Annotated in this window: 25 protein-coding genes; 10 read left to right on the top strand and 15 right to left on the bottom strand. The window is 69.0% G+C overall.

What is annotated here, in order from left to right; genetic code table 11:
• Window positions 1-24: 24 nt before the first annotated feature.
• From LQZ85_RS02825 to LQZ85_RS02810, 4 genes are all read left to right on the top strand, one after another.
• On the top strand, window positions 25-600 hold the full coding sequence (locus LQZ85_RS02825; RefSeq protein ID WP_053097629.1) for an NADPH-dependent FMN reductase: 576 nt from the start codon (window positions 25-27) through the stop codon (window positions 598-600).
• Window positions 601-633: 33 nt separating this feature from the next.
• The gene (locus LQZ85_RS02820; protein ID WP_056279558.1) at window positions 634-1,269 is read left to right on the top strand and encodes a DUF1684 domain-containing protein; all 636 of its coding nucleotides are present in this window, start codon (window positions 634-636) and stop codon (window positions 1,267-1,269) included.
• 62 nt (window positions 1,270-1,331) lie between these two features.
• Window positions 1,332-2,420 carry an alkene reductase gene (locus LQZ85_RS02815; RefSeq protein WP_230100417.1) on the top strand — a complete coding sequence of 363 codons (1,089 nt, stop codon included), beginning with the start codon at window positions 1,332-1,334 and terminating at the stop codon, window positions 2,418-2,420.
• A gap of 60 nt (window positions 2,421-2,480) precedes the next feature.
• Entirely contained in the window at window positions 2,481-2,825 is a 345-nt protein-coding gene (locus LQZ85_RS02810; protein WP_053097626.1) for a hypothetical protein, read from the top strand.
• 19 nt (window positions 2,826-2,844) lie between these two features.
• Here the strand turns inward: LQZ85_RS02810 and LQZ85_RS02805 are convergent, their stop codons facing one another.
• Complete coding sequence (locus LQZ85_RS02805) at window positions 2,845-4,248, bottom strand: threonine/serine exporter family protein (protein ID WP_053097625.1); 1,404 nt, start codon at window positions 4,246-4,248, stop codon at window positions 2,845-2,847.
• 66 nt (window positions 4,249-4,314) lie between these two features.
• Window positions 4,315-4,659: a hypothetical protein gene (locus tag LQZ85_RS02800; RefSeq protein ID WP_056279560.1), complete on the bottom strand. Its 345-nt coding sequence runs from the start codon at window positions 4,657-4,659 to the stop codon at window positions 4,315-4,317.
• A gap of 192 nt (window positions 4,660-4,851) precedes the next feature.
• Here LQZ85_RS02800 and LQZ85_RS02795 point away from each other — a divergent pair, with 192 nt between their 5' ends.
• Window positions 4,852-6,036: an alcohol dehydrogenase catalytic domain-containing protein gene (locus tag LQZ85_RS02795; protein WP_056280245.1), complete on the top strand. Its 1,185-nt coding sequence runs from the start codon at window positions 4,852-4,854 to the stop codon at window positions 6,034-6,036.
• A gap of 3 nt (window positions 6,037-6,039) precedes the next feature.
• On the opposite strand, the gene LQZ85_RS02790 is transcribed toward LQZ85_RS02795, so the two are convergent.
• Window positions 6,040-6,864: a CPBP family intramembrane glutamic endopeptidase gene (locus LQZ85_RS02790; protein ID WP_056279562.1), complete on the bottom strand. Its 825-nt coding sequence runs from the start codon at window positions 6,862-6,864 to the stop codon at window positions 6,040-6,042.
• 62 nt (window positions 6,865-6,926) lie between these two features.
• The gene (locus LQZ85_RS02785) at window positions 6,927-7,364 is read right to left on the bottom strand and encodes an SRPBCC family protein (RefSeq protein ID WP_053097622.1); all 438 of its coding nucleotides are present in this window, start codon (window positions 7,362-7,364) and stop codon (window positions 6,927-6,929) included.
• Window positions 7,365-7,539: 175 nt separating this feature from the next.
• Here LQZ85_RS02785 and LQZ85_RS02780 point away from each other — a divergent pair, with 175 nt between their 5' ends.
• Window positions 7,540-8,892 carry a cytochrome P450 gene (locus tag LQZ85_RS02780; protein WP_056279564.1) on the top strand — a complete coding sequence of 451 codons (1,353 nt, stop codon included), beginning with the start codon at window positions 7,540-7,542 and terminating at the stop codon, window positions 8,890-8,892.
• 113 nt (window positions 8,893-9,005) lie between these two features.
• Here LQZ85_RS02780 and LQZ85_RS02775 read toward each other — a convergent pair whose 3' ends face one another.
• Entirely contained in the window at window positions 9,006-9,986 is a 981-nt protein-coding gene (locus LQZ85_RS02775; protein WP_056279566.1) for a cation transporter, read from the bottom strand.
• The gene (locus tag LQZ85_RS02770; protein WP_230100416.1) at window positions 9,983-10,573 is read right to left on the bottom strand and encodes a hypothetical protein; all 591 of its coding nucleotides are present in this window, start codon (window positions 10,571-10,573) and stop codon (window positions 9,983-9,985) included. The genes LQZ85_RS02775 and LQZ85_RS02770 overlap by 4 nt, the downstream gene beginning before the upstream one ends.
• A gap of 39 nt (window positions 10,574-10,612) precedes the next feature.
• On the opposite strand from LQZ85_RS02770, the gene LQZ85_RS02765 reads away from it, so the two are divergent.
• Entirely contained in the window at window positions 10,613-11,896 is a 1,284-nt protein-coding gene (locus LQZ85_RS02765; RefSeq protein ID WP_056279568.1) for a hypothetical protein, read from the top strand.
• 350 nt (window positions 11,897-12,246) lie between these two features.
• On the opposite strand, the gene LQZ85_RS02760 is transcribed toward LQZ85_RS02765, so the two are convergent.
• From LQZ85_RS02760 to LQZ85_RS02730, 7 genes are all read right to left on the bottom strand, one after another.
• Complete coding sequence (locus LQZ85_RS02760; protein WP_056279570.1) at window positions 12,247-12,804, bottom strand: hypothetical protein; 558 nt, start codon at window positions 12,802-12,804, stop codon at window positions 12,247-12,249.
• Window positions 12,801-13,502 carry a hypothetical protein gene (locus LQZ85_RS02755; RefSeq protein WP_157538273.1) on the bottom strand — a complete coding sequence of 234 codons (702 nt, stop codon included), beginning with the start codon at window positions 13,500-13,502 and terminating at the stop codon, window positions 12,801-12,803. Before LQZ85_RS02755 ends, LQZ85_RS02760 begins: the two co-directional genes overlap by 4 nt.
• Before the next feature lie 37 nt (window positions 13,503-13,539).
• Entirely contained in the window at window positions 13,540-14,319 is a 780-nt protein-coding gene (locus LQZ85_RS02750) for an endo alpha-1,4 polygalactosaminidase (RefSeq protein ID WP_230100525.1), read from the bottom strand.
• A 35-nt stretch (window positions 14,320-14,354) separates the two neighbouring features.
• Window positions 14,355-15,050 (bottom strand): DUF899 family protein, encoded by a 696-nt coding sequence (locus tag LQZ85_RS02745; protein WP_056279575.1) that lies wholly within the window; start codon window positions 15,048-15,050, stop codon window positions 14,355-14,357.
• A gap of 61 nt (window positions 15,051-15,111) precedes the next feature.
• Window positions 15,112-16,518 (bottom strand): MFS transporter, encoded by a 1,407-nt coding sequence (locus LQZ85_RS02740; RefSeq protein WP_056279577.1) that lies wholly within the window; start codon window positions 16,516-16,518, stop codon window positions 15,112-15,114.
• A 38-nt stretch (window positions 16,519-16,556) separates the two neighbouring features.
• Entirely contained in the window at window positions 16,557-17,627 is a 1,071-nt protein-coding gene (locus LQZ85_RS02735; RefSeq protein WP_056279579.1) for a YbdK family carboxylate-amine ligase, read from the bottom strand.
• Window positions 17,628-17,637: 10 nt separating this feature from the next.
• On the bottom strand, window positions 17,638-17,904 hold the full coding sequence (locus LQZ85_RS02730) for a Rho termination factor N-terminal domain-containing protein (RefSeq protein WP_056279581.1): 267 nt from the start codon (window positions 17,902-17,904) through the stop codon (window positions 17,638-17,640).
• A 123-nt stretch (window positions 17,905-18,027) separates the two neighbouring features.
• On the opposite strand from LQZ85_RS02730, the gene LQZ85_RS02725 reads away from it, so the two are divergent.
• Complete coding sequence (locus LQZ85_RS02725) at window positions 18,028-18,192, top strand: hypothetical protein (protein ID WP_167347464.1); 165 nt, start codon at window positions 18,028-18,030, stop codon at window positions 18,190-18,192.
• A 48-nt stretch (window positions 18,193-18,240) separates the two neighbouring features.
• Here LQZ85_RS02725 and LQZ85_RS02720 read toward each other — a convergent pair whose 3' ends face one another.
• Window positions 18,241-18,447, bottom strand: a complete 207-nt coding sequence (locus LQZ85_RS02720) for a CsbD family protein (protein ID WP_053097611.1) — start codon at window positions 18,445-18,447, stop codon at window positions 18,241-18,243.
• Window positions 18,448-18,651: 204 nt separating this feature from the next.
• Here LQZ85_RS02720 and LQZ85_RS02715 point away from each other — a divergent pair, with 204 nt between their 5' ends.
• A complete protein-coding gene (locus LQZ85_RS02715; RefSeq protein ID WP_056279583.1) occupies window positions 18,652-19,053 on the top strand; it encodes a hypothetical protein in 402 nt (133 codons plus the stop codon).
• Window positions 19,054-19,077: 24 nt separating this feature from the next.
• Here the strand turns inward: LQZ85_RS02715 and LQZ85_RS02710 are convergent, their stop codons facing one another.
• Window positions 19,078-19,425, bottom strand: coding sequence for a hypothetical protein (locus LQZ85_RS02710; protein WP_056279585.1), 348 nt, complete (start codon window positions 19,423-19,425; stop codon window positions 19,078-19,080).
• Between the two features lie 311 nt (window positions 19,426-19,736).
• Between LQZ85_RS02710 and LQZ85_RS02705 the strand changes: the two genes are divergently transcribed.
• Window positions 19,737-20,222, top strand: coding sequence for an FBP domain-containing protein (locus LQZ85_RS02705; protein WP_053097609.1), 486 nt, complete (start codon window positions 19,737-19,739; stop codon window positions 20,220-20,222).

Genomic DNA, 20,222 nt, shown 5'->3' with positions numbered 1-20,222 from the left:
CGACTAGGGGAATGAGGAACAGTCATGGCATACAGGGTCGGATACTTCGTCGGAAGCCTCTCGTCCACCTCGATCAACCGCATCCTCGCGACGGCGCTGATCAGGCTGGCGCCGGATGATCTCGAGTTCTTCGAGATCCCGATCCGAGACCTCCCTCTCTACAGCCAGGACTATGACGCCGACTACCCCGCGGTGGCCGTCGATCTGAAGGAGTCCATCGCCTCGGCGGATGCCGTGCTCTTCGTGACGCCCGAGTACAACCGCTCGATCCCCGGCGGCCTCAAGAACGCGATCGACTGGGCGTCGCGGCCGTGGGGGCAGAACTCCTTCGACCACATCCCCGCCGCGGTGATCGGCGCCTCGGTGGGCGCGATCGGCACGGCGGTCGCCCAGCAGAGCCTGCGCGGGGTGCTGAGCTTCTGCAACGCCCGTCAGATGACGGCGCCCGAGGCCTACATCCAGTTCTCGCCCGATACCTTCGCCGATGACGGGACGGTCCACAACGAGGGCACCGCGACCTTCCTCCGCGACTACCTGGTCGAGTTCCGAGACCACATCGAACGCGTGCTCACGGTGCTGCCGCGCGACACCGACGTGTGAACCCGGGGGCGCGAGCCGCGTAGCCTGAACCACATGACGCTCACGAAAGCCCGCACCGCCGCAGAGGTCGTCGACTGGCGACGCCGTGTCTTCGCCCTCTACGACGCCGTGCGTCGGGCGGACTCCGCCGAAGACGCGCACGAGCTCTGGCGCATCGAGCGCGACGACCTGCTGCTGCACCATGCGGCGACCCCGCTGATGGCCGACGATCGACCGCTGTTCGAAGGGCTCCCGATCGCGTCGTACGATCCGCAGTGGCGCTTCGAGCTGCCGATCCTCGAGGCCGAGCCCGGGGGCTTCGAGTTCGCGACCGGCACCGACGGCGTGGTTCCCTTCGAGCGCATCGGCAGGGTCGAGGTCCCCGACACCGGGTCGCTCGACGTGTGGCGTCTGACGACCTACGGCGGCGGGATCTTCATCCCCGTGCGCGACGCTCTCGCCGGTCGTCCGGGAGGAACCTACGGAGGCGGCCGCTATCTGATCGACACGATCAAGGGCGCCGACCTCGGGTCGGATGCCGAGCGCGGCACGATCGTGCTCGACTTCAACTTCGCCTACAACCCCTCGTGCGCCTACGACCCGGCGTGGGCCTGCCCGCTCGCCCAGCCGGGCAATGTGCTCGAGGTCGCGGTGCCCGTGGGGGAGATGTACGGCCGCGTCGCCGACTGAGCATCCGGTCTGCGTATCTCCGCAGGGGAATACTCGGCACCCCAGGGCGCTTGTCCCTGAGCGTGACCCTCTTCGAATCGGCCGTCTTCGGCGCCCTCCCGCTGTCCAACCGCGTCGTCATGGCGCCGCTCACCCGCACCCGTGCGGACGACGACGGTGTGCCCACCGAGACGATGGTGGAGTACTACCGCCAGCGCGCGGGCCAGGGTCTCATCATCTCCGAGGGCACGTGGCCGGCTGCCGAGGGCAAGTCGTACTCCGGGCAGCCCGGCATCGTCACTCCCGCGCAGATCGACGGATGGCGGCGGATCGCCGACGCCGTGCACGAGGCCGGCGGCACGATCGTCATGCAGCTGATGCACGGCGGCCGCGTCTCGCACCCCGAGATCTCCGGTGAGCCGCGAGTCGTGGGCCCGAGCGCGCTCGCCGCCCCCGGCCAGACGCACACCCCGGTCGGCAAGGTCGGCATGCCGGTCGCTCACGCTCTCACGCTCGACGAGATCCCGATGGTCGTCGAGCAGTTCGTGCAGGCCGCACGCAACGCGATCGCCGCGGGCTTCGACGGCGTCGAGGTGCACGGCGCGAACGGCTACCTCGTGCAGGAGTTCCTCTCGCCGGTGTCGAACATCCGTGACGATCAGTACGGCGGATCGCCCGAGAACCGCGCGCGGTTCGCGATCGAGGTCACGTCGGCGGTGGCTGAGGCGGTCGGGGCCGACCGCACCGGCATCCGTCTGTCGCCGCAGCACAACATCCAGGGCGTCCTCGAGGAGGACGACGCCGACGCACTCGCCACCTACCTCGCCGTCGCCGAGGGCCTCGCACCGCTCGGCCTCGCATTCATCGACGTGCTCAGTGCCGTGCCGACCAGCGAGCTCGTGCAGCGCATCCGCCGCACGGCCGGTGCCCCGCTGATCGTCAACTCCGGATTCGCCGCGCAGACCACCCGCGACGAGGCCGAGATGCTCGTCTCGGAGGGGTGGGCCGACGCCGTGGCAGCGGGCCGTCCGGTGATCGCGAACCCCGACCTCGTCGAGCGCTGGCGTCAGGACGCCGAGCTCAACGAGCCGCGCCCCGCGCTGTTCTACGGACGCACGGCCGAGGGATACACGGACTACCCGTCGCTCGAGACCGTGCGCGCCGACGCCTGACGCGCGCGGCTGCGCGAAGTACCCCTGTCGGCGCGGAATATCGGGGCGTACTGTGACCGCATGGTCACCGACGATCCCACTGTCACCAACCCCGATCACTACCGCACGCTCTGGGAGAACGATCTCGTGCGCGTGCTCGAGTACACGGATGAGCCGGGCGACCGCACGACTCCTCACGATCATCCGAACAGCGTGATGGTGACCCTCAGCGATTTCTCGCGCCGTCTGTCAGCGGGGGAGCGCACCTTCGACACGTCGTTGACCGCGGGTCAGGCCGTCTGGCTGCCGGCCCAACGCCACTGGGGAGAGAACACGGGGGCGACGTCGACGCACACCATCCTCGTCGAGTTGAAGGGCGACGCCGCGGGGGAGCCCGGCGGCGGCGCGCTCGGACCCCAGGTCTGAGGCGCGCGCGTCGTTCGGCTCAGCGCCGGACGACCCGCGCCCGGTTCTTCGCGACGCTGCTGAGGGTGGCGCGCACGGGCGTTCCTAGATACAGGCCGAGCGATGCGCCCGAAGCCAGTGCGATTCCGATCACCGCGGCATCGACCAGAGAGCCGCCGATGCCGACGACCCCGGATGCCGACCCTGCCGCGTGGATCATCTCGAGCAGGCCCTGGAACACCGCGACACCGGGCACGAGCGGCACGATCGCGGCCGTGGTGACCGCGACCGACGGGACGTGCAGCTTCACCGCGATCAGCATCCCGATGAAGCTCGCGAGCAGGGCGCCGATCGCGCTCGCCGCAGCCGGATGCAGGTTCAGACCGACCATCGTCGAATAGCCGGCGATGGTGACGGCGCTGAGCAGCGCGCTGACGAGGATGATCCGAAGACCCGCGCCGTTGAAGACGGCGACGGCGATCGCGATGATGATCGCCCCCGCGAACTGGTTCAGGAGCGGACCGAACGGGGCCGGGTCATCGGGCAGACCCATCGTGAAGCCGAGCACGCTGCCGAGTTCGAGGCCGACGAGGATGCCGATCACGACTCCGAGCGTCTGCATCGTCAGATCGAGGATGCGTCCGCCTGCGGTGAGCGCGAATCCGTCGATCGCATCCTGAGCGGCCCCCACCACGGTGAGTCCGGCGAGCATGAGCACGATTCCCGACGCGACGATGATCGATGGTCGGATGCCGACGAAGGGCTCGATGCCGGCGGCCCCGAGGGCCGAGACGGCGACCGCGACGACCGTGGTGACGAACCCTCCGGCGATCTGACTGAAGAACAGCGGAACGCGCACGCGCGCGAGGCCGGCCTGGGTCAACGCCGCGCAGAGCGCCGCGATGAACGTGAGCCCGACGATGAGCGGCGAGGCCCCGAGCATGATGCTCACTCCGACGGCGAGCAGCGCTCGTGCCACGATGACCACCGGCTGCTGGTAGCCGAAGGGCACGCGCCGCAGGGCGCGGAACGTCGAGCGGGCCGATTCGAGATCCAGTCCGTCGTCGATGTCGGCGACCAGGGCCTGCACTCTCTGCAGCTTGGCGTGGTCGGGGGCGGCGACGCGCACGACCCGCACGAGCGTCTCGGGCCAGACCTCGCCGCTCAGGTGGAACGAGACCGTGATCGAGTTGTAGGTGACATCGACCTGCACGTCCCGCATGCCGTACGCGGCGCAGATGCGGGTGATGGCGAGCGTGACCTCGTGCGCCGAGGCGCCGACCCCGAACATCGATTCGCCGATGCGGGTCGCGAGGTCGAGCACACGCGGCACGGTGCGTTCGTCGATGATCGGCATCGCCTCGGTGTGGGCGACGGATGAGGGGTCGGTGTGCAGGATCCTGCGCACGGAGGCGAGCAGTCGCCGCTGGGGATTCGGGGACACGATCCCATTCTTCCTCCTCGCGACCGGTGCATCCGACGCCGCGAGGACTGGGGAGGAGAAGATCCGTCAGGCCTGCGCCGGAACCTCGACGCGCTCGACCGGCGGCGCCGTGCCTTCGGCCGGCTCGCTCACCAGGCGCAGACCGCCGGGGGCGTTCGCCGTGAATGCCAGCGCTTCGATCCACGCGCGGTTGATCTGCGGCTGACGGCTCCCGCTGTACTTGAAGACGAGGGAGCTGCCGGCGTGCACCCAGACAGTCGTCCGACCGCCGCCGACAGTCATGTCCTCGCGCCAGGAGAACGAGAAGGGCTCGCCTCTCCTGAGCTTCGCCGTCATCACGAGCTGCAGGTGCGTGAGCGCCCTGTCCTCGATGTCCGATTTGACGGTGCCCTCGTAGATGAACTTGCCCATGATGATCTCCCCAGTACGCCACAGTGCCCGCGAGACGAGGCGTATCGAATGATCACCGATGGTGGGTCCAGTTTCCCATATTCCGATGTGCACCGCGACTGTCGAACGTTCAGGAACCGCCTGTCAACCCTCTGTCCCTTCGCGCGCCGTCGATGGAGGGTGGCCCTTCGACACGTAACGAGGAGGATGACGATGAAGGCACTCACCTGGCAGGGAACGCGCAACGTGGCGGTCGAGGAGGTACCGGATCCGACCATCGAGCACGCCACCGATGCGATCGTCCGGATCACCTCCTCGGCGATCTGCGGTTCCGACCTGCACCTCTACGAACTGCTCGGACCGTTCCTCGACAAGGGCGACATCCTCGGCCACGAGCCGATGGGGGTCGTGGTGGAGGTGGGCAGCGGTGTGCGCGACCTCGCGGTCGGCGATCGCATCGTCATCCCCTTCAACATCTCGTGCGGGCACTGCTTCTTCTGCCTGCGCGGCCTGCAGTCGCAGTGCGAGACGACGCAGGTGAAGGAGTACGGCAGCGGCGCCGCGCTGTTCGGCTACACCAAGCTCTACGGCCAGGTGCCGGGCGGGCAGGCCGAATACCTGCGCGTCCCGCTCGCCGACTACAACCACATCAAGATCGCGTCCGATCTCCCCGATGAGCGGTACCTGTACCTCAGCGACATCCTGCCGACGGCCTGGCAGGGTGTGGAGTACGCGAACGTGCCGGAGGGCGGGACGCTCGCGGTGATGGGGCTCGGCCCCGTCGGGCAGTTCGCAGCCCGCATCGGAGCGCACCGCGGATACCGGGTGCTGGCCGTGGACCCGGTCGCGGAACGCCGGGAGATGGCGGCACGCCACGGAGTCGAGGTCTTCGACCTCACGGATGACGTCGTGGCCGAGCTGCGGGACCTCACCGACGGGCGCGGCGCGGATTCCGTGGTCGACGCCGTGGGCATGGAGGCGCACGGCAACGCCGGCGTCGCCCTCGTGCAGAAGGCCGTCGGACTGCTGCCGGATCCGGCCGCCCGCGCCGTGTTCGACAAGGCCGGGATCGACCGACTCGCCGCCGTGTACGCATCGATCGACGTCGTGCGCCGGGGTGGCATGGTGTCGCTCAGCGGCGTCTACGCGGGCGATGCCGACATCCTGCCGATGAAGACCCTGTTCGACAAGCAGATCGGCATCCGTATGGGCCAGTGCAACGTGAAGCGCTGGACCGACGATCTGATGCCGCTCGTCGAAGACCTCTCCGACCCCCTCGGCGTGATGGATCTGATGACCCACGATGCTCCGCTCGAGGATGCGCCGGAGCTGTATCGCACCTTCCAGCGCAAGGAGGACGGCTGCATCAAGGTCGTGCTGCGACCGTCTGCCGCGTGAGGGTCAGGCGGCGGCCCCGACACCCGGGGCCGCCGCCTGCGTCTGCTCGACGCGACCGCGGATGAAGAACAGGCAGATCACGCCGACGACGATCACCACGATGTTGCCGAGGTTCGCGATCGAGCCGAACGCGCTCTCCGCCGGGTAGGTCGTGTGCAGGAAGATGCTCGGGTCGGTGCTGGCGTGCAGCAGGATCGGCGCGACGATGGTCCCGGTCACGCGCATCGCGAGGTACATGCAGATGCCGAACGCGAAGGTGTAGGCCAGCTGGATGAGGGTCGCGAACAGGGACTGGCCGGTGAGCAGATTGCCGGCGTGGAGCAGGGCGAACAGGGCCGAGGAGATCACCGCGACGACGAGCTCGCGCTGACCCGCCTTGCGCAGCAGGTTCACCACGAGGCCGCGCGTCAGCACCTCCTCGGCGAAGCCGATGAACAGTCCGGCGAGGAGCCAGGTCGCGACGACCTCGAATCCGGCCGCTCCGTAGTCGATGGCGAACAGGTGGAGCACGTTGAAGAGGAGCACGACGGCGACCGCGATCCACATCCATCCGCGTCCGCGGATCGGCTGCGGACGGAAGATCTCACCCAGCCAGCCGACGGATGCCGCGAAGCCGATGAGCAGCAGGCAGCCGACGAGAACCGGGATCGCGTAGAACACGAGGATCCCCGCCGCGCTCTGCGGATCCTCGATCTGAGCCGCGAACGGGGTCAACAGCAGCGACAGCCCGTTGTAGAGCACGAAGTAGACGACCACGAGGATGACGGCCCGCCACCAGCCGCCCTGTTCCCAGAAGCGTCGCCAGGCGGACTGCGTCACATCGGTCATCGTGCAACCCTCCGCATCCGCGGAGGTCGCGGCTCACGACCCAATATATGGGCAGGAGCGGGTCAGGACGCGCGCCCCTCCGCGAGGTAGGCGAGGCGGTGCAGGGTCTCGGAATTGCGCCAGCGCAGCAGGGGAGCGGTCAGCAGCCCGGGCAGCAGCGTGGCGGGGCCGTTCACGGGTTCCTCGTCGATGCGCACCATCGTGCCGCCGTCATACGACCGCACCCGCAGAGTGACGCGGGCCTCGCCGATAGGCCAACCCTTCGCGCGCATGACCATGCGGTTCGGCGGCGACCATTCCTCCACCACGGTCGTGTCGTCGAGCAGAGCGGGCCAGACGCCGACCGAGTGATGCAGCTCAGCGCCCGGCTGCGGCCACGACTCATCGACGTCGCGCATGCGCGAGGCGCCCACCACCCACGCCGGGTACAGCCAACCGTTGCCCAGCACCCGGAAGACATCGTCGGGCTGACAGTCCATCGTGCGCACGTTCTTCGCCATGTCGGAACTCCTCTCGCGTCGTGACGATGATCGCGTGGCTTCCGATTCGCAGACAGGGGGTTGACGACCGCGCGCGGGGGAGTGCGGGTAGCGCCGCACGAGTGAGGCACTAGCACAGAGGCCCCGCTCGCGCCTCCCCCTGGTTCGGCGACCACGTCTCTGCGAACGTCGCAGCATGGCACTCATCGACATCCCCGCGCGTGCGGCGCGAAAGCTCGGCGCACTGGCACAGGACGACGCTCCCACCCTGCTGACCCGCGGCTACGGGTTCGGGGCACGGATCTGGCGACGGGTGGCGCCGGGTGCGAGATCGGCGCCGATGCGGCTGCTCGGCAGTGACGCGGTCTTCGTCAGGGGAGTGGAGGGGGTCGAGCTCTTCTACGACGAGACCCGCATCGCGCGCTCCGGAGCCATGCCCGCGATCGTGCAGGAGAGCCTGTTCGGGCACGGCTCCGTGCACAGCCTCGACGGCACAGCCCACCGGCACCGCAAAGCCGCCTTCGTCGGCGCCCTCTATGAGGACGAGCAGCTCGCACGACTCACGCCCTGGCTCGAGCGCGAATGGCAGAGCGAGCGCCGGGCGTGGCTCGACGGCGGCACCCGCAGCGCCTACGACGCGGCCGTCGGCGCGCTGGGCCGGGCGATCATGGGCTGGGCGGGTGTGCCGGGCACGCCGGCGGCCCAGACCCGATGGGCGGCGCGGCTCGCCCAGATCGTCGACGGCTTCGGCTCGCCGTACTCGCCGGTGTACATCGCCGCCCTGGCGAACCGGTGGTGGTCGGACCGTCATTCCGCTCGGCTCATCGAGGCGGTGCGGCACGGCTCGCTGCGCGCCGAACCGGGCACGGCGCTCGAGGTGTGGGCGCATCACCGCGACGAGGACGGCGAACTGCTCCCGGCGCGCGTCGCCGGTGTCGAGCTGCAGAACAGCATCCGTCCGATGATCGCAGTCGCCCGGTTCGTGGCCTTCGCCGCGAAGGAGCTGCACGAGCGTCCCGACTGGCGCGAGCGCATCGCCGCCGAGGCCGTCGAGCGCGGGTCGCTCGTCGGCGGACCGCTGTCGATCATGTTCGCGCAGGAGATCCGTCGCACCTCTCCCTTCGTGCCGATGCTTCCCGGCTGGGCCACCGCGGACATCGAGATCGACGGTCAGACGGTGGATGCCGGAGGACGCGTCGTCCTCGACCTGCAGGGCACCAACACGGACGACCGCTTCTGGGCGCGTCCCCAGCGCTTCGACCCCGAGCGCTTCCGTGACATCGAGGACTACGAAGCGCTCGCCGCATTCGTTCCTCATGGTGGCGCCGACGTCCCGACGGGGCACCGCTGCCCGGGCGAGAAGCTCGCGATCGCAGGGCTGGCCGCGGCGATCACGGTGCTCAGCGACCCCGACCTGCGCATCCTCGACGAAGGGCTCGACGTCGACCGGCGTCGGCTGCCCACCAAGCCGCGGTCCGGCGGTGCGGTGCGCTCGGCGGCATCCGTATCGGCATCGGCACCCGCGTCCCGTGGGTGCCCCTTCCACTGAGTGGGTGAGCGCGTTCTGTCAAGGGGCGCGCATCGGCTGCTCCGCCTCGGCACGGACTCCCCCTAACTGGTGCGGTGGGCGTCCTGCCGTCCGGGGTCTCGCTCCGAGCACGGTCAGTCGCGGCCCGAGGTGTCGACGCCCTGGGGGAGCTCCTCCACCGGGACGACGACGACATCCTGCACCTTCCAGTCGAGGTCGGTGATGCGCGTCGCGAGGTCGGTGACGTCGCCCATCGACACCTTTCCGCGATGCGGGACGACGAACGCCTCGATGTGGAAGACCTGCCCCTGATCCCGCATCCGCACTCCCGCCTCCGTGACCCAGGGGCGGGAGCGCATGGTCGAGATCACGTCACCGGCGAGCGGATGCGGGTGCTTGCTGTCGTACGTCCTGGCGCGCTGGTCCATGAGATCGATCACGGCGGTCTTGGTGTTGCGCCAGCCGTCCCACACGATCCCGAGCGAGATCACGAGAGCCGCAGCGCCGTCGAGCCACCACACGCCGGCGCCCACACCGAGCACGCCGACGATCGAGGCGACCGTGGTCTGCCAGTCGGCCTTGGCCATGTCGGCGTCGGCGAAGAGCAGCTTGTTGTGAAGCACGGGCGCGAGCTTCGCCTTCGCCGGTCCGTAGAAGAACACCGGGCCGACGATGACCACGGCCATCACGGCGACCATCAGCCAGCCGAGCCAGATCGTCTGCCCGAACAGCTGCACCGTGCCGATGGTCGGGTGCTCGCGGGCGATGAGCCCGGTCACCGCTTCGATTGCCAGATTGAGTCCGACCGCCAGCAGGGCGACGCCCGCCACGAGGTGTCCGATTCCCATCACGCGGTGCAGGCCGTAGGGATGCTTGACCGAGGGGCGCTTGCGGATGAAGATCAGCGCGACGAGGAAGGCGATCTGCGGGATCAGCGACAGCATGTCCTCGATCCACGCGGTGCGCATCGCCTGCGAGTTGCCGACGACCAGGGCGATCACCGCGATCGTCACCGACGTGTAGGCGATGGTGAACCATTCCCACCCGATCGCTCGGCGGAGCGCTGTGCGCTGCTCGTCTGGCAGCTCGGTGCGGCCGATCCGCTGCACGGTCATCGCGACCCCACCGCCTCGTCGAGGTGACGTTCGAGAGTGCTGAGGAACGCGTTCTCGCCGAGTGGCACGAGCATCACGATCTCGCGACCGTCGGCTCCGTCGATCTCGGGATAGCCGCGGGTGACCCCGGCCTTGTCGATCCAGGGGGTGTCAGAGGTGAAGCCGCCCGCCACGAGGTCGAGGTCGCCGCGCTCCAGCATCCCGACCAGCGTCTCCTCCGAGCCGTAGGTCCAGTCGATGTCGGCGTCGATGCTGTCGGCGAAGCCTGTCACGAGGTCGGCGATGCTTCCTGTGGGGGTGTCCCGATCAGTGTCGACCAGCCCGGGATCGGCCGAGACGCCGACCCTCAGGTCAGCGCCGGTCGCCGACGCGAGAGTGCCGTCCGGGTCGGCCGGGATGGTCAGGCCGCAGCCCGAGAGTGCGGCGGCGAGCAGCAGCGCCACTGCGGCCGAGACCGCGCGGCGGGGAGTCCACGTCGATGCGTTCACGACGCCATGGTGCCCCCGCAGGGCGGCGGTGAGAACCGGGTTGACGCCCGATGTGGCGCGGAGTATGCCGCTGGCGTGAGCCGGGGTCGGTGTCCTCATGCCGCTCGACGACGGTGATCCACCGGTACGGTAGGGCACATGTCACAGGCCCTCCGCACGTTCGGGCGCATCCTCGCCCGACACTGGCCTGCGCTCATGGCCTGGTATCTCGGGGGCGAGGCGCTGCATCGCGTACTGATCGAGCTCGCCGGCTTCGTCGGCGGTCACACCACGCTCGGGGGCCTGCTGCTGCTGCCGCTGGCGGTCGCCGCCCGACTCGTCGCGTACGTCGCGATGTATCTCACTGTGCGCCCCTCCTTGCCGCACAGCCGGAGGGAGGATGCCGGCGGCCTCCGCGAGTTCGCCTCCGCGACTCTCGCCGCGATCCTGCCGTTCTTCGCCTTCTACACCGCGTGGGGTCTGCTCGATGCCGACCAGATCGAGTTCTTCCAGATCGCGAGCGCGATCGCGTTGGCCGATTCCGGGTACGACCTCGTCCAGATGGGCGATCGCGGTGGTGTCATCGCGGTCGGCGTGCTGCCGGTGACGGTGCTCGTGATCGCGTTGATCGCACGACTGCTCTTCACGCGCTTCGCCGACCGGCTGCCGCGGTGGACGATCATCCTGGCCACCTATGCCGAGGTGCTGTGGACCTTCATGCTCTTCACACTCGTCGCACGGTGGTGGGTCAGCGTCCTGGACTGGTTCGGTGAACGAGAGGCGGCCGGGTGGCTGCAGAGCCTCGGCGACTGGTTCTCGGTGAACATCGAACCCATCGCCGCCGTATGGGAAGGGGCGACCTGGCTGGCCGGAATCCTCGTCGCCGCACTCCTCGTCCCCGCGGCCTGGCTCACGGTCGCCGGTGTGATCTTCGGCACGACCTTCGACTCGACTCCGCCGTTCGCACGCGTCGGCGGGGGAGCGGCGCGAGGGGCGGCCCTGAGCATCGCGCGCACGCTGGTGATGCGACTCGAGGGCCTCTGGGCTGCCGTCGCGGTGATCTGGCGTGGCGGGCCATTGCTCTTCGGCGTCTACGCACTGGCCTACGCCGCGTGGGGCTTCGCCGAGCAGGCGGGCACCCGGGGAGTCCTGCTGCTGATCGGGGGCCACGAATCGTCGTTCTGGGCGGGGTTCTTCCCGCTCGTCACCGTCGCCATCGGTGCCGTCGCCGAACCGCTCAGGGTGGCGATCGTCGCCACGGCCTATGACGCCGTCATCGGCCGGCCCCGGTCTGGCCTCGACACCCGCCCGTCAGGGCTCGATACGGAAGCGGGCGAGGTCGTCGTCACTGCCCTCGATATCGAGCAGGAACGGGCCATCGGCGTCGTCGGGAAGCAGGAAGGTCAGCAGGATGCGGTACGACGCCGGCTCGGCGATGCATGAGCTCTCGCCCTCGTCGTAGGGCACATCGAGGTCTGCGCGAGAGCTGAGCCAGGTGCGATCGGCGTCGATCTCTGTGAGCGTCGTCTGTCCGCAGAGCGATGCCGCGGATCCGCCGCTCGACGACAGTCGGACGCTGAGGGTGCGGGTCCCCGCAGGCGCCTCGAACTCCGCCCATTCCGTGGGCCCGAGCGTGAGGGTCTGTCCGGCGATGTCGACCGTCGTGTCGGCGTCGATCACCCGATCCGTCGGCCGGATGCTCGGCGCGATGTCGAGCCATGCCGTGGCGCTGACCATCGCGACGGCCGCGATCGCCAACGCGATCAGCCCGGTCCGCTGCGTCCGCCACCAGCTCATGGGATCCGCAGTTCGGGGTCATCGAGCTCGAGACTCGGCGTGCGAGGAAGGTCGTCCAGTTCGACCGCGATCGCGATCACGTCGTCGAGCTCGGCGGTGAAGTACGAGGAGATGAGACGCAGGTCCGCCTGCCCCGATGTCAGATCCGGTGGCAGCTCGAAGGCCAGCGTCCCGACCGTGTCGATGCCGAGTCGCAGCGGGGTCGACGTCAGCGTCGCGTCGGGTCGCTCGCTGGCCTGGAACACGCGATCGTCGATCGTCAGCGTCGCGAGCTGGATGGCGGCATCCACCTCCGTGCGGGGCGCCGAGGCGATCACCGTCACGACGAGCCAGTTCCCCTCCGCGCTCCAGTCGCCACCGGACACCGCCACCTTGTCCGCGAACGTCGCGTCCGTCGCTGCCGCGATCAGAGTGCGGGATGCGACGGGGTCGCCGAAGGCGCCACGCACTACGGTCGGACCGATGACGTCGTCATCGCTCGGGGTGACGGCGGTCAGCACGCCGGCCGCGACCACCAGCGCAGCGCCGACCAGCCAGGGGGTCGCGCGTCTCATCGTGTCTCCTGGGCGGTGACCGAGATGCGTGCGCTGAGGGCGGCGGGGCGCCACGTGACCGCTCGTGAGGAGAGGATCACCGCTCCACGCTGGATCTGCACCTCGTGCACGTCGAGCGCGACAGAACCGTCGAGGAACGCGTCCTCGGGTATGGTCCAGGCGAAGGTCACCTGGCTGGGGACGCCCGGCTGCAGGATGACCTGGCCGGATGACCCGTCCGCTCGCCAGACCGCCACCGAGTCACTCGCGGGGACGCCTGCGAGGTCGAGAAGCGGACGGCCGGTGTTGACGAACCCGGTGCTTATGCGGTCGACGGTGGTGCCGACTCCGATCGGAGCATCCGAGAGATTCTCCATGCGCGTGCTCATCACGAGCAGCTTCTCGCCGGGCTCCGCCTCGAGATACTCCGACTCGACCTCGGTGACGAACTCGGCGTCGAGCACGGTGATCGCGTACTGCGAGGTGCGCACCTCCTCATCCGCGCCGAGCAGCGTCGGCGAAGCCTCTGCACGGGTGAACCCGCCCATCGCCGCGACGACGATGGCCACGGCGGCGACTGCGACTGCGGCGAACCAGATCCATCGGGGCAGCTCGGCGATCCCGCGCGTCCACCGGGAGACAGCGTGCCGCACGACCTGCGCGGGCACCGGGCGCGCGGCCGCAGGCGTGGCGCCACCGTGATCCCCCGTCATGCTCACGGGGCCAGCATATCGATGTGCATTGCTGAGGCGACGGTCAGCGATCGCAGGTCTCGAACACGTACCCGTCGTCTGACGGCGTGACGAGGTCGCGGTCTCGCAGCACCATCGACGAGGGGGCGTCGTCGTCGGCGCACATCTCGTCGAACGACCGCGGCAGCTCGTCGGAGTACTCGATGTCGATCACGGCGTCTCTGTAGACGTCGGTGAACGCCCCGCACTCGTCGAAGACGCTGCACTCCTCGACGACGGCGAAGTCGAATCCCGCGCGCTCGCGCAGCACCGGTGCGTCTTCGGCGGCGTTCTTCTGCCCGGCCGCGAGTCCGGAGTCGTGGGCGACGTCGACCAGCAGCGCCGCGAGGGCGAGGTTGTCGTCGAGAGTGAGCGCGTCGTCCGAGCGGGTGTACGAGTCGAGGTTGTCGAACTCGACCGCGTCGAATCCCGACTCGGCGCACCCCTCGATCCACGGTCCGACCATCTCGGCGATGCGCTCGCGGCGCGCGTCCGTCGACGTGTCGAGCAGAGCCTCATCGGGCCAATCGGGGTCGAACACCGGCTCGCCGTCGCTTTGCAGCACGAGGTCGTCGGGCCAGGTGTCGAGCTCGCCCGGCTGGGTCTGGAATCCGTTCACGTAGCAGACCGAGTACAGCCCGTCGGCGGGCTCATCCGAGCGGTCCCGGCCGACGATGCCGACTCCGTCGGCGGGGTCGTAGCCGCCGCCGAGCTGATAGTCGGGGGTCGCCCCCGCGGGGGGAAGGGCGAACTGCGCCGGAGGGTCGGAGATGGTCGTGACGCACCCTGTGAGCGTGAGGACCAGCACGGCGATGGCGGCGACCGCGACCGTCGCGCGCCTCAGTGGCCGGCCCCGTACAGTGCGGCGATCTCTTTCGAACCCATCCCTTGAGAATACGTCTCATGCTGGGGCCAGCCGGCGGGGGAGTCCTCCCACTCCTCCTGTCGGCCGAAGGGCAGCAGATCGACGAGACCCTGCAGCTGGCTCATGCGCTCGGTGCCACGGCCGTTCGTGTGCCACGTGCGATAGACCGTGTCGCCGTCGCGGAGCAGCACGTTCACGCCGAAGCCCTCGTTCGGCCCGGCGTCCATGTCGGCACCGAAGGTGCTGTCGGCGGTCGAATACCAGGTCATGCGGTTGCCCACCCTGTCGCGGTAGGCCAGTGCCTCATCGATCGGTCCGTTCGTCACGATCACGAAGCGGGCGTCGTAGTAGCGCTCGAGGAAGTCAAGGCGGGTGAACTGCGACGTGAAGCCGGTGCAGCCGGGGCATTGCCACTCATTGCCGTCGGTCCACATGTGGTTGTAGACGATGAGCTGGCGGTGCTCGCCGAAGATCTCGGGCAGCCGCACCGGCCCGTCTTCGCCGACGAGCGTGTAGTCGGGCAGCTCGACCATCGGCAGTCGTCGTCGTTGTGCCGCGATCGCATCGAGTTCTCGCGTCGCCGCCTTCTCACGCACGCGCAGTGCGTCGAGCTCGCGACGCCACGTGTCGACGTCGACGACGGGCGGAAGGGGCGTCTGGGGCGTGCTCACGGTGGACCTCCGGGTGCTCGGTAGGACGATGCCCCCAGTGTGCGCCCGACCACCGACATCGTCAACCGATCGGCGAGGGTGCCCCGTCGACGGCCGGAGCCTCGGCCTCCTCGGCCGGATTGCGGCGGATGCCGATCCACGACACCACACCGCCGAGCACGAGCAGCGCGGCGGTGACCCAGGCCGCGTTGTGGAAGCCCGCGAGATCGAGCGTGCCGCCGATGATGGTCGACAGCATCGCGACGACGAGCAGCCCGGCGACGCGGGAGACCGCGTTGTTGACCGCGGAGGCGATGCCCGAGCGGGATTCGTCGATGGCGCCGAGGATCGCCGAGGTGAGCGGAGCCACGGTGAGCGAGAGCCCGAGGCCGAGCACGATCATCGCCGGCAATACCTGCCACCAGTAGTCGAAGTCCTCGCGGACGAGCAGCAGCATCAGCGCGCCGACCGCCATGATGAGCGGACCGACGGTCATGAAGATGCGGGGCCCGAAACGACCGGCCCAGGATCCGGCGCGCGAGCTGACGAGGATCATCAGGATCGTCATCGGCAGGCTCGCGAGGCCGGCCGCCGTGGCACTGAGACCTGCGCCCTGCTGCAGGTAGACGCCGACGACGAAGCCGTTGAGCGACAGTGCGGCGTAGACGAAGAGGGTGGCGAGGTTGCCCCAGGCGAAGTCGCGCACCCGGAACAGCGACAGCGGCATCAGCGGGGAGGCCGAGCGCTGCTGGCGCACCAGGAACCAGGCGAACAGCGCCGCTCCGGCGATGCCGGGCATCCAGATCGCGGGGGACTGCCACCCGAGGTTCGGCTGCTCGATCAGCGCGAAGACCACAGCGCCCAGACCGATCGCGCACAGCGCCCCGCTGAGCCAGTCGACCCGCACACCGCTGGGGTGCTCCTTCAGCTTCAGGCGCGAGAGCAGCACGAGCGTGACGGCGATCGGCGCCACGTTGATGAGGAAGACGAATCTCCACGAGAGGAAGTCGACGAAGAGCCCGCCCAGCAGGGGGCCGACCAGCTGTGCCGCCGTCGTGAACGCGGTCCAGACGCCGATCGCCCGCGACTGCACGTCGGCGCGCATCGTCGCCGTGATCAGCGCGAGCGAGCTGGGCACGAGCAGCGCACCCGCGGCGCCCTGCGCCGCGCGCGCGATGATCAGGATGAGGGGATCGGGTGCGGCGGCCACCGCGACGGATGCCACGCCGAAGGCGATCAGGCCGATGCGCATGACGAGCACCCGGCCGTAGGCGTCCGACAGCGACCCCGCGAGCAGGATCAGCGCGCTGAGGGTGATGAGGTACGCGTCGACCACCCACTGCTGAGTGGTGATGCCGCCGCCGAGCTCTCGGCTGATCGCGGGCAGGGCGACGGTCACCACGGTGCCGTCGAGGAAGGTCACGAAGGACGCGAGGACGGCGACGGATATCACGAGCCGCTGCAGCGGCGCGAAGCGAGAGGATGCCACACGGCGACACTACTGCCGCCAGGAGACCTCCGGGGCGGTCAGCGGGTCGCGGTGCTCGTCCGATACAGCTCGCGGAGTCCGGCGGCGCCGTCATCCGCGTAGGCGCGGTGCTGGCGCTGGGCGCCGGTGCCCTCGGATCGGAGGCGGGCGAGGCCGTCGACCACGAAATCGTCGTCGCCGAGCTGGGCGAGCGCCGGGCGCAGCCGTTCGAGCAGCCGGTCGGCGATCGTCCAGGCCGGTTCGATCGATCCGTCCACCGGGTCGACGAGGCGAGCATCCGTGCCGTATCTGGCCGCGGTCCACAGCGAGGCGTCGATCGCGTCGAGGCTCAGACCGTGACAGTCGTCGAGGGCGTCGCTCACCAGCAGCGCGCGAGTCAGGGCCACGGCGAGCAGCGTGTCGTCGACCGTCAGCTGCGCATCGAAGACGCGCACCTCGACGGTGGGGAACCTCTCGGACAGGCGGACGGTCCATGACAGCGAGCTGGCTTCGGCGATGGCCCCCATCGAGACCAGCTGATCGACGTGCGAGCGGTAGTCGCCCAGATCCTGGAAGAGAGGAGGACTCCACGAGGCAGGAAGTCGACGGATCAGGATGCTGCGCCAACTCGCGTAGCCCGAATCCCGCCCGTGCGCGAACGGCGCATTGCCGGTGATGGCGAGCAACGGAGGCAACCAGGCCCGCACGCGGTTGACCACGCGGACGCGTTCCTCCTCGTCCGGCACCTCGACGTGGATGTGCAGCCCGTTGACCTCGTGCTCACGCGTGATCTCGACGAGCTGGGCGGACACCGCGTCGTAATGGGGCGACGACGAGACCACGAGGCGGTTGGGCGAGATGAAGGGGGTGCCGGAGGCGGCCACGATCGATCCCTGCTTCGCAGCGACCTCGCCGAGAATCCCTCTCGTGCGACGCAGCTGCCCCTCGGCATCCGCTCGCGTGACGCACGGCTCGGTCGCCGACTCGAGCTGGCAGGTCAGATACTCAGGGGTGAGACCGGCGCCCGCCGCGTCGAGGATGCGCTCGCGCGTCTCGGGACTCATGGCCGACGGCACGAGTGTCTGCTCGTCGAGGAGGACGAACTCCTCCTCGACACCGAACCGGGCCACAGACGCGGACCTAATGATCGCGCAGCGCCGAGATGAGCTCGGCCTTGCGCTTGCCGCTGTAACCGGTGAGGCCGATCTCCTTGGCGCGTGTGCGCAGTTCGTCGACGGTCCAGTCCTCGTAGTCGCCGTGCTCGCCGCCTCGGCGCCCGACCGTGCTGCGGCCGTCTCTGGCTGCGGCGTTCGAGATCCTGGCGGCCTTCTCCTTCGAGGCGCCGTCATCGCGGAGCTCTTCGTACAGCTCCGGATCCTTCAGTGAGTTGTTCCTGCGTCCTGGCATGTCGTCTGCTCCTCTCGCACGGCGGGAAGCCCCGCGTCAAGGCCCTCCGGTGACAGGCCCCGGGGGTCTAGGTTGAGTGACCGATGGGCGCACTCCCCCGCGCCCCCAAGAAGGGAAAGACCGATGAACATCCTGCTGATCATCATCATCGTGGTCGCCATCATCCTGGCGATCACCGGCGGGCTCGTGCAGTCCCTGCAGTTCCTCCTGTGGGTCGGCCTGGTGCTGCTGGCCATCGCGGTCATCGCCTGGTTGATCCGAGCGATCTCCGGCAGCCGCACCCGCTGATCCACGCAGTGAGGCCCGCTTCGGCGGGCCTCACTCCGTTTTCAGGGATCAGTCCCGGGAAGCGTCCCGCAGGCCGTCGCCGACGTTGTGTGCGGCGTCCTTGACGTTCTCTCCGGCCTGCTTGACCGAAGCCTTCGTCTGGTCGGCGCGACCCTCGGCTTCGAGGCTCTCGTTGTCGGTCGCCTTTCCGACGCCCTCCTTGATCTTTCCGCCGGCCTTCTCGGCTGCGTTCTTGATGTCGTCTGCTCCACTCATGGCGCGATTCCTTTCATCAGTCGATCAATGGATGTCCACCGTCGCACGGACCGAGAATCCTGCACACGGGATTGACAACCGCGGTCGGGCGTGACAGCGCCACCTCCCCGTCGACGCGGACGTCGGCGACGACTAGCCTGGCCCCAGGCGGGTGGTCCTGCCCGCTCTCACCTCGGCTGCGGTCGACGAAGGAAGCGGTAGAACATGGACTCGATGATGATGGGCGCCATGCGCTCGAACATGATGTCGATGCCCGACATGGCGACCATGGACATGTCGGTCATGCAGGCCTGCATGGACGCGTGCTCGGCCTGTGAGCAGGCGTGCACGGTGTGCTCGACGCAGATGATGGACTGCTCGCCGGCATGCATGAACTGCGCGGACATGTGCAACACCATGATGCGGTCGATGATGCGGATGCAGGGCATGACCCCTGCGTCGATGATGGCGTTGCTCGACGCCTGCATCGCGATGTGTCAGACGTGCATGGACGAGTGCATGGCGCACGCCGACCACAGCGAGGTGTGCAAGATGTGCGCTCAGACCTGCAAGGACTGCATGGACGCGTGCATGGCCGTCAAGGACATGATGATGGCGACCGCCTGAGCGGCAGCGAGTCGCACGGCGCCCTCAGGAGAGCGCGACGTTGAACTGCGTGCGACCGACGGCCAGCACGCCGTAGCGCACGTGCAGCGCGATCGGCGTGCCCGCGGGAGCCTCGAGCGCTGCGCCGCCGCTGTTCCACAGTGCGTGAGTCGCCCCGTCGAGGGTGCGCACCCTCAGCTCGCCGGTCGCCGCGTCGGCGTGCTCGACGATCGCGTCGGCCCATTCGGTCGGGGTCGCCGATGCGATGCGCGCCTGGATCAGGTGCAGCGCGTGACCCGCCTCGAACGAGGAGCACGCGAAGCCGTGGCGGCACATGCACGCAGAACGCTCACGCACCGAGAGGGGCGAAAGGCGGTTCAGCGGCGTGGACACGGTGGTCTCCTTCGTGAGCGGACGTTCCGGCAAGAGTAGGTCGGCCGTGGCAGCGAGGAAACCCGAGCCGACATGCTCCGAAACAAACGGGCGTAGACTCTCGGGGTGCTGTTGTCGAAGAGCGCTCTCCGGATTCCGGATCGAGCGCGGAATGGAGCCGTGGGCGCGTTCAGCGCCACGGACAGAGGCTGACGATCGGCCGGAGGCGGAACATCCCGTCCCCGGAACCACGTCGTACCCGGCATCCGTGCGGATGCCGTCCTCCATTCCTCTTCCGCCGCCCTCTGCGGCCCACACGAAAGCACCGACCCATGCGTCCCATCGACGAGCGCACCCTGCGCGCCTCCTTCATCAACGCCTCCCGCAAGGAGGTCTCCGATCTCACCCTGCCCGCCGGCTTCGCCGACCTCGACGTCGAGAAGCTCGACTACCTCGGCTGGGTCGACCCCAAGCTCCCTCGACGTTCCTATGTCGTCGCCTGGGTCGATGACGTCCTCACCGGCGTGATCCTGCAGCGCGCCGAGCAGCGCGTCACGGCCAGAGCCCAGTGTTCCTGGTGCGAGGACGTCACCCTGCGCAACGACGTGCAGCTGTACGTCGCCCGCAAGGCGGGTCCGGCCGGCCGCAAGGGCGACAGCATCGGCACTCTCGTCTGCGCGGAGTTCGGATGCTCGCAGAACGTGCGCGTGCTGCCGCCGCTCGCGTACGAGGGGTACGACCGCGAGCTCGCCCGCGAGATGCGCATCCTGAAGCTCCAGGAGCACGTGAGCGCGTTCATCGCGGGTGTGAAGGGCTGA

It is taken from the genome of Microbacterium sp. Bi98, assembly GCF_918698045.1.
Taxonomy (GTDB): Bacteria; Actinomycetota; Actinomycetes; order Actinomycetales; family Microbacteriaceae; genus Microbacterium.
The sequence above is the reverse complement of the archived record's forward strand: the minus strand, read 5'-3'. Positions and strand labels throughout refer to the sequence as shown.

Excerpts from the sequence above, each read along its gene's own strand:
- LQZ85_RS02825 (WP_053097629.1), top strand. The coding sequence starts at position 25 with ATGGCATACAGGGTCGGATACTTCGTCGGAAGCCTCTCGTCCACCTCG.
- LQZ85_RS02820 (WP_056279558.1), top strand. The coding sequence starts at position 634 with ATGACGCTCACGAAAGCCCGCACCGCCGCAGAGGTCGTCGACTGGCGA.
- LQZ85_RS02810 (WP_053097626.1), top strand. The coding sequence starts at position 2,481 with ATGGTCACCGACGATCCCACTGTCACCAACCCCGATCACTACCGCACG.
- LQZ85_RS02800 (WP_056279560.1), bottom strand. The coding sequence starts at position 4,659 with ATGGGCAAGTTCATCTACGAGGGCACCGTCAAATCGGACATCGAGGAC.
- LQZ85_RS02795 (WP_056280245.1), top strand. The coding sequence starts at position 4,852 with ATGAAGGCACTCACCTGGCAGGGAACGCGCAACGTGGCGGTCGAGGAG.
- LQZ85_RS02790 (WP_056279562.1), bottom strand. The coding sequence starts at position 6,864 with ATGACCGATGTGACGCAGTCCGCCTGGCGACGCTTCTGGGAACAGGGC.
- LQZ85_RS02785 (WP_053097622.1), bottom strand. The coding sequence starts at position 7,364 with ATGGCGAAGAACGTGCGCACGATGGACTGTCAGCCCGACGATGTCTTC.
- LQZ85_RS02780 (WP_056279564.1), top strand. The coding sequence starts at position 7,540 with ATGGCACTCATCGACATCCCCGCGCGTGCGGCGCGAAAGCTCGGCGCA.
- LQZ85_RS02775 (WP_056279566.1), bottom strand. The coding sequence starts at position 9,986 with ATGACCGTGCAGCGGATCGGCCGCACCGAGCTGCCAGACGAGCAGCGC.
- LQZ85_RS02770 (WP_230100416.1), bottom strand. The coding sequence starts at position 10,573 with ATGAGGACACCGACCCCGGCTCACGCCAGCGGCATACTCCGCGCCACA.
- LQZ85_RS02765 (WP_056279568.1), top strand. The coding sequence starts at position 10,613 with ATGTCACAGGCCCTCCGCACGTTCGGGCGCATCCTCGCCCGACACTGG.
- LQZ85_RS02760 (WP_056279570.1), bottom strand. The coding sequence starts at position 12,804 with ATGAGACGCGCGACCCCCTGGCTGGTCGGCGCTGCGCTGGTGGTCGCG.
- LQZ85_RS02730 (WP_056279581.1), bottom strand. The coding sequence starts at position 17,904 with ATGCCAGGACGCAGGAACAACTCACTGAAGGATCCGGAGCTGTACGAA.
- LQZ85_RS02725 (WP_167347464.1), top strand. The coding sequence starts at position 18,028 with ATGAACATCCTGCTGATCATCATCATCGTGGTCGCCATCATCCTGGCG.
- LQZ85_RS02720 (WP_053097611.1), bottom strand. The coding sequence starts at position 18,447 with ATGAGTGGAGCAGACGACATCAAGAACGCAGCCGAGAAGGCCGGCGGA.
- LQZ85_RS02715 (WP_056279583.1), top strand. The coding sequence starts at position 18,652 with ATGGACTCGATGATGATGGGCGCCATGCGCTCGAACATGATGTCGATG.
- LQZ85_RS02705 (WP_053097609.1), top strand. The coding sequence starts at position 19,737 with ATGCGTCCCATCGACGAGCGCACCCTGCGCGCCTCCTTCATCAACGCC.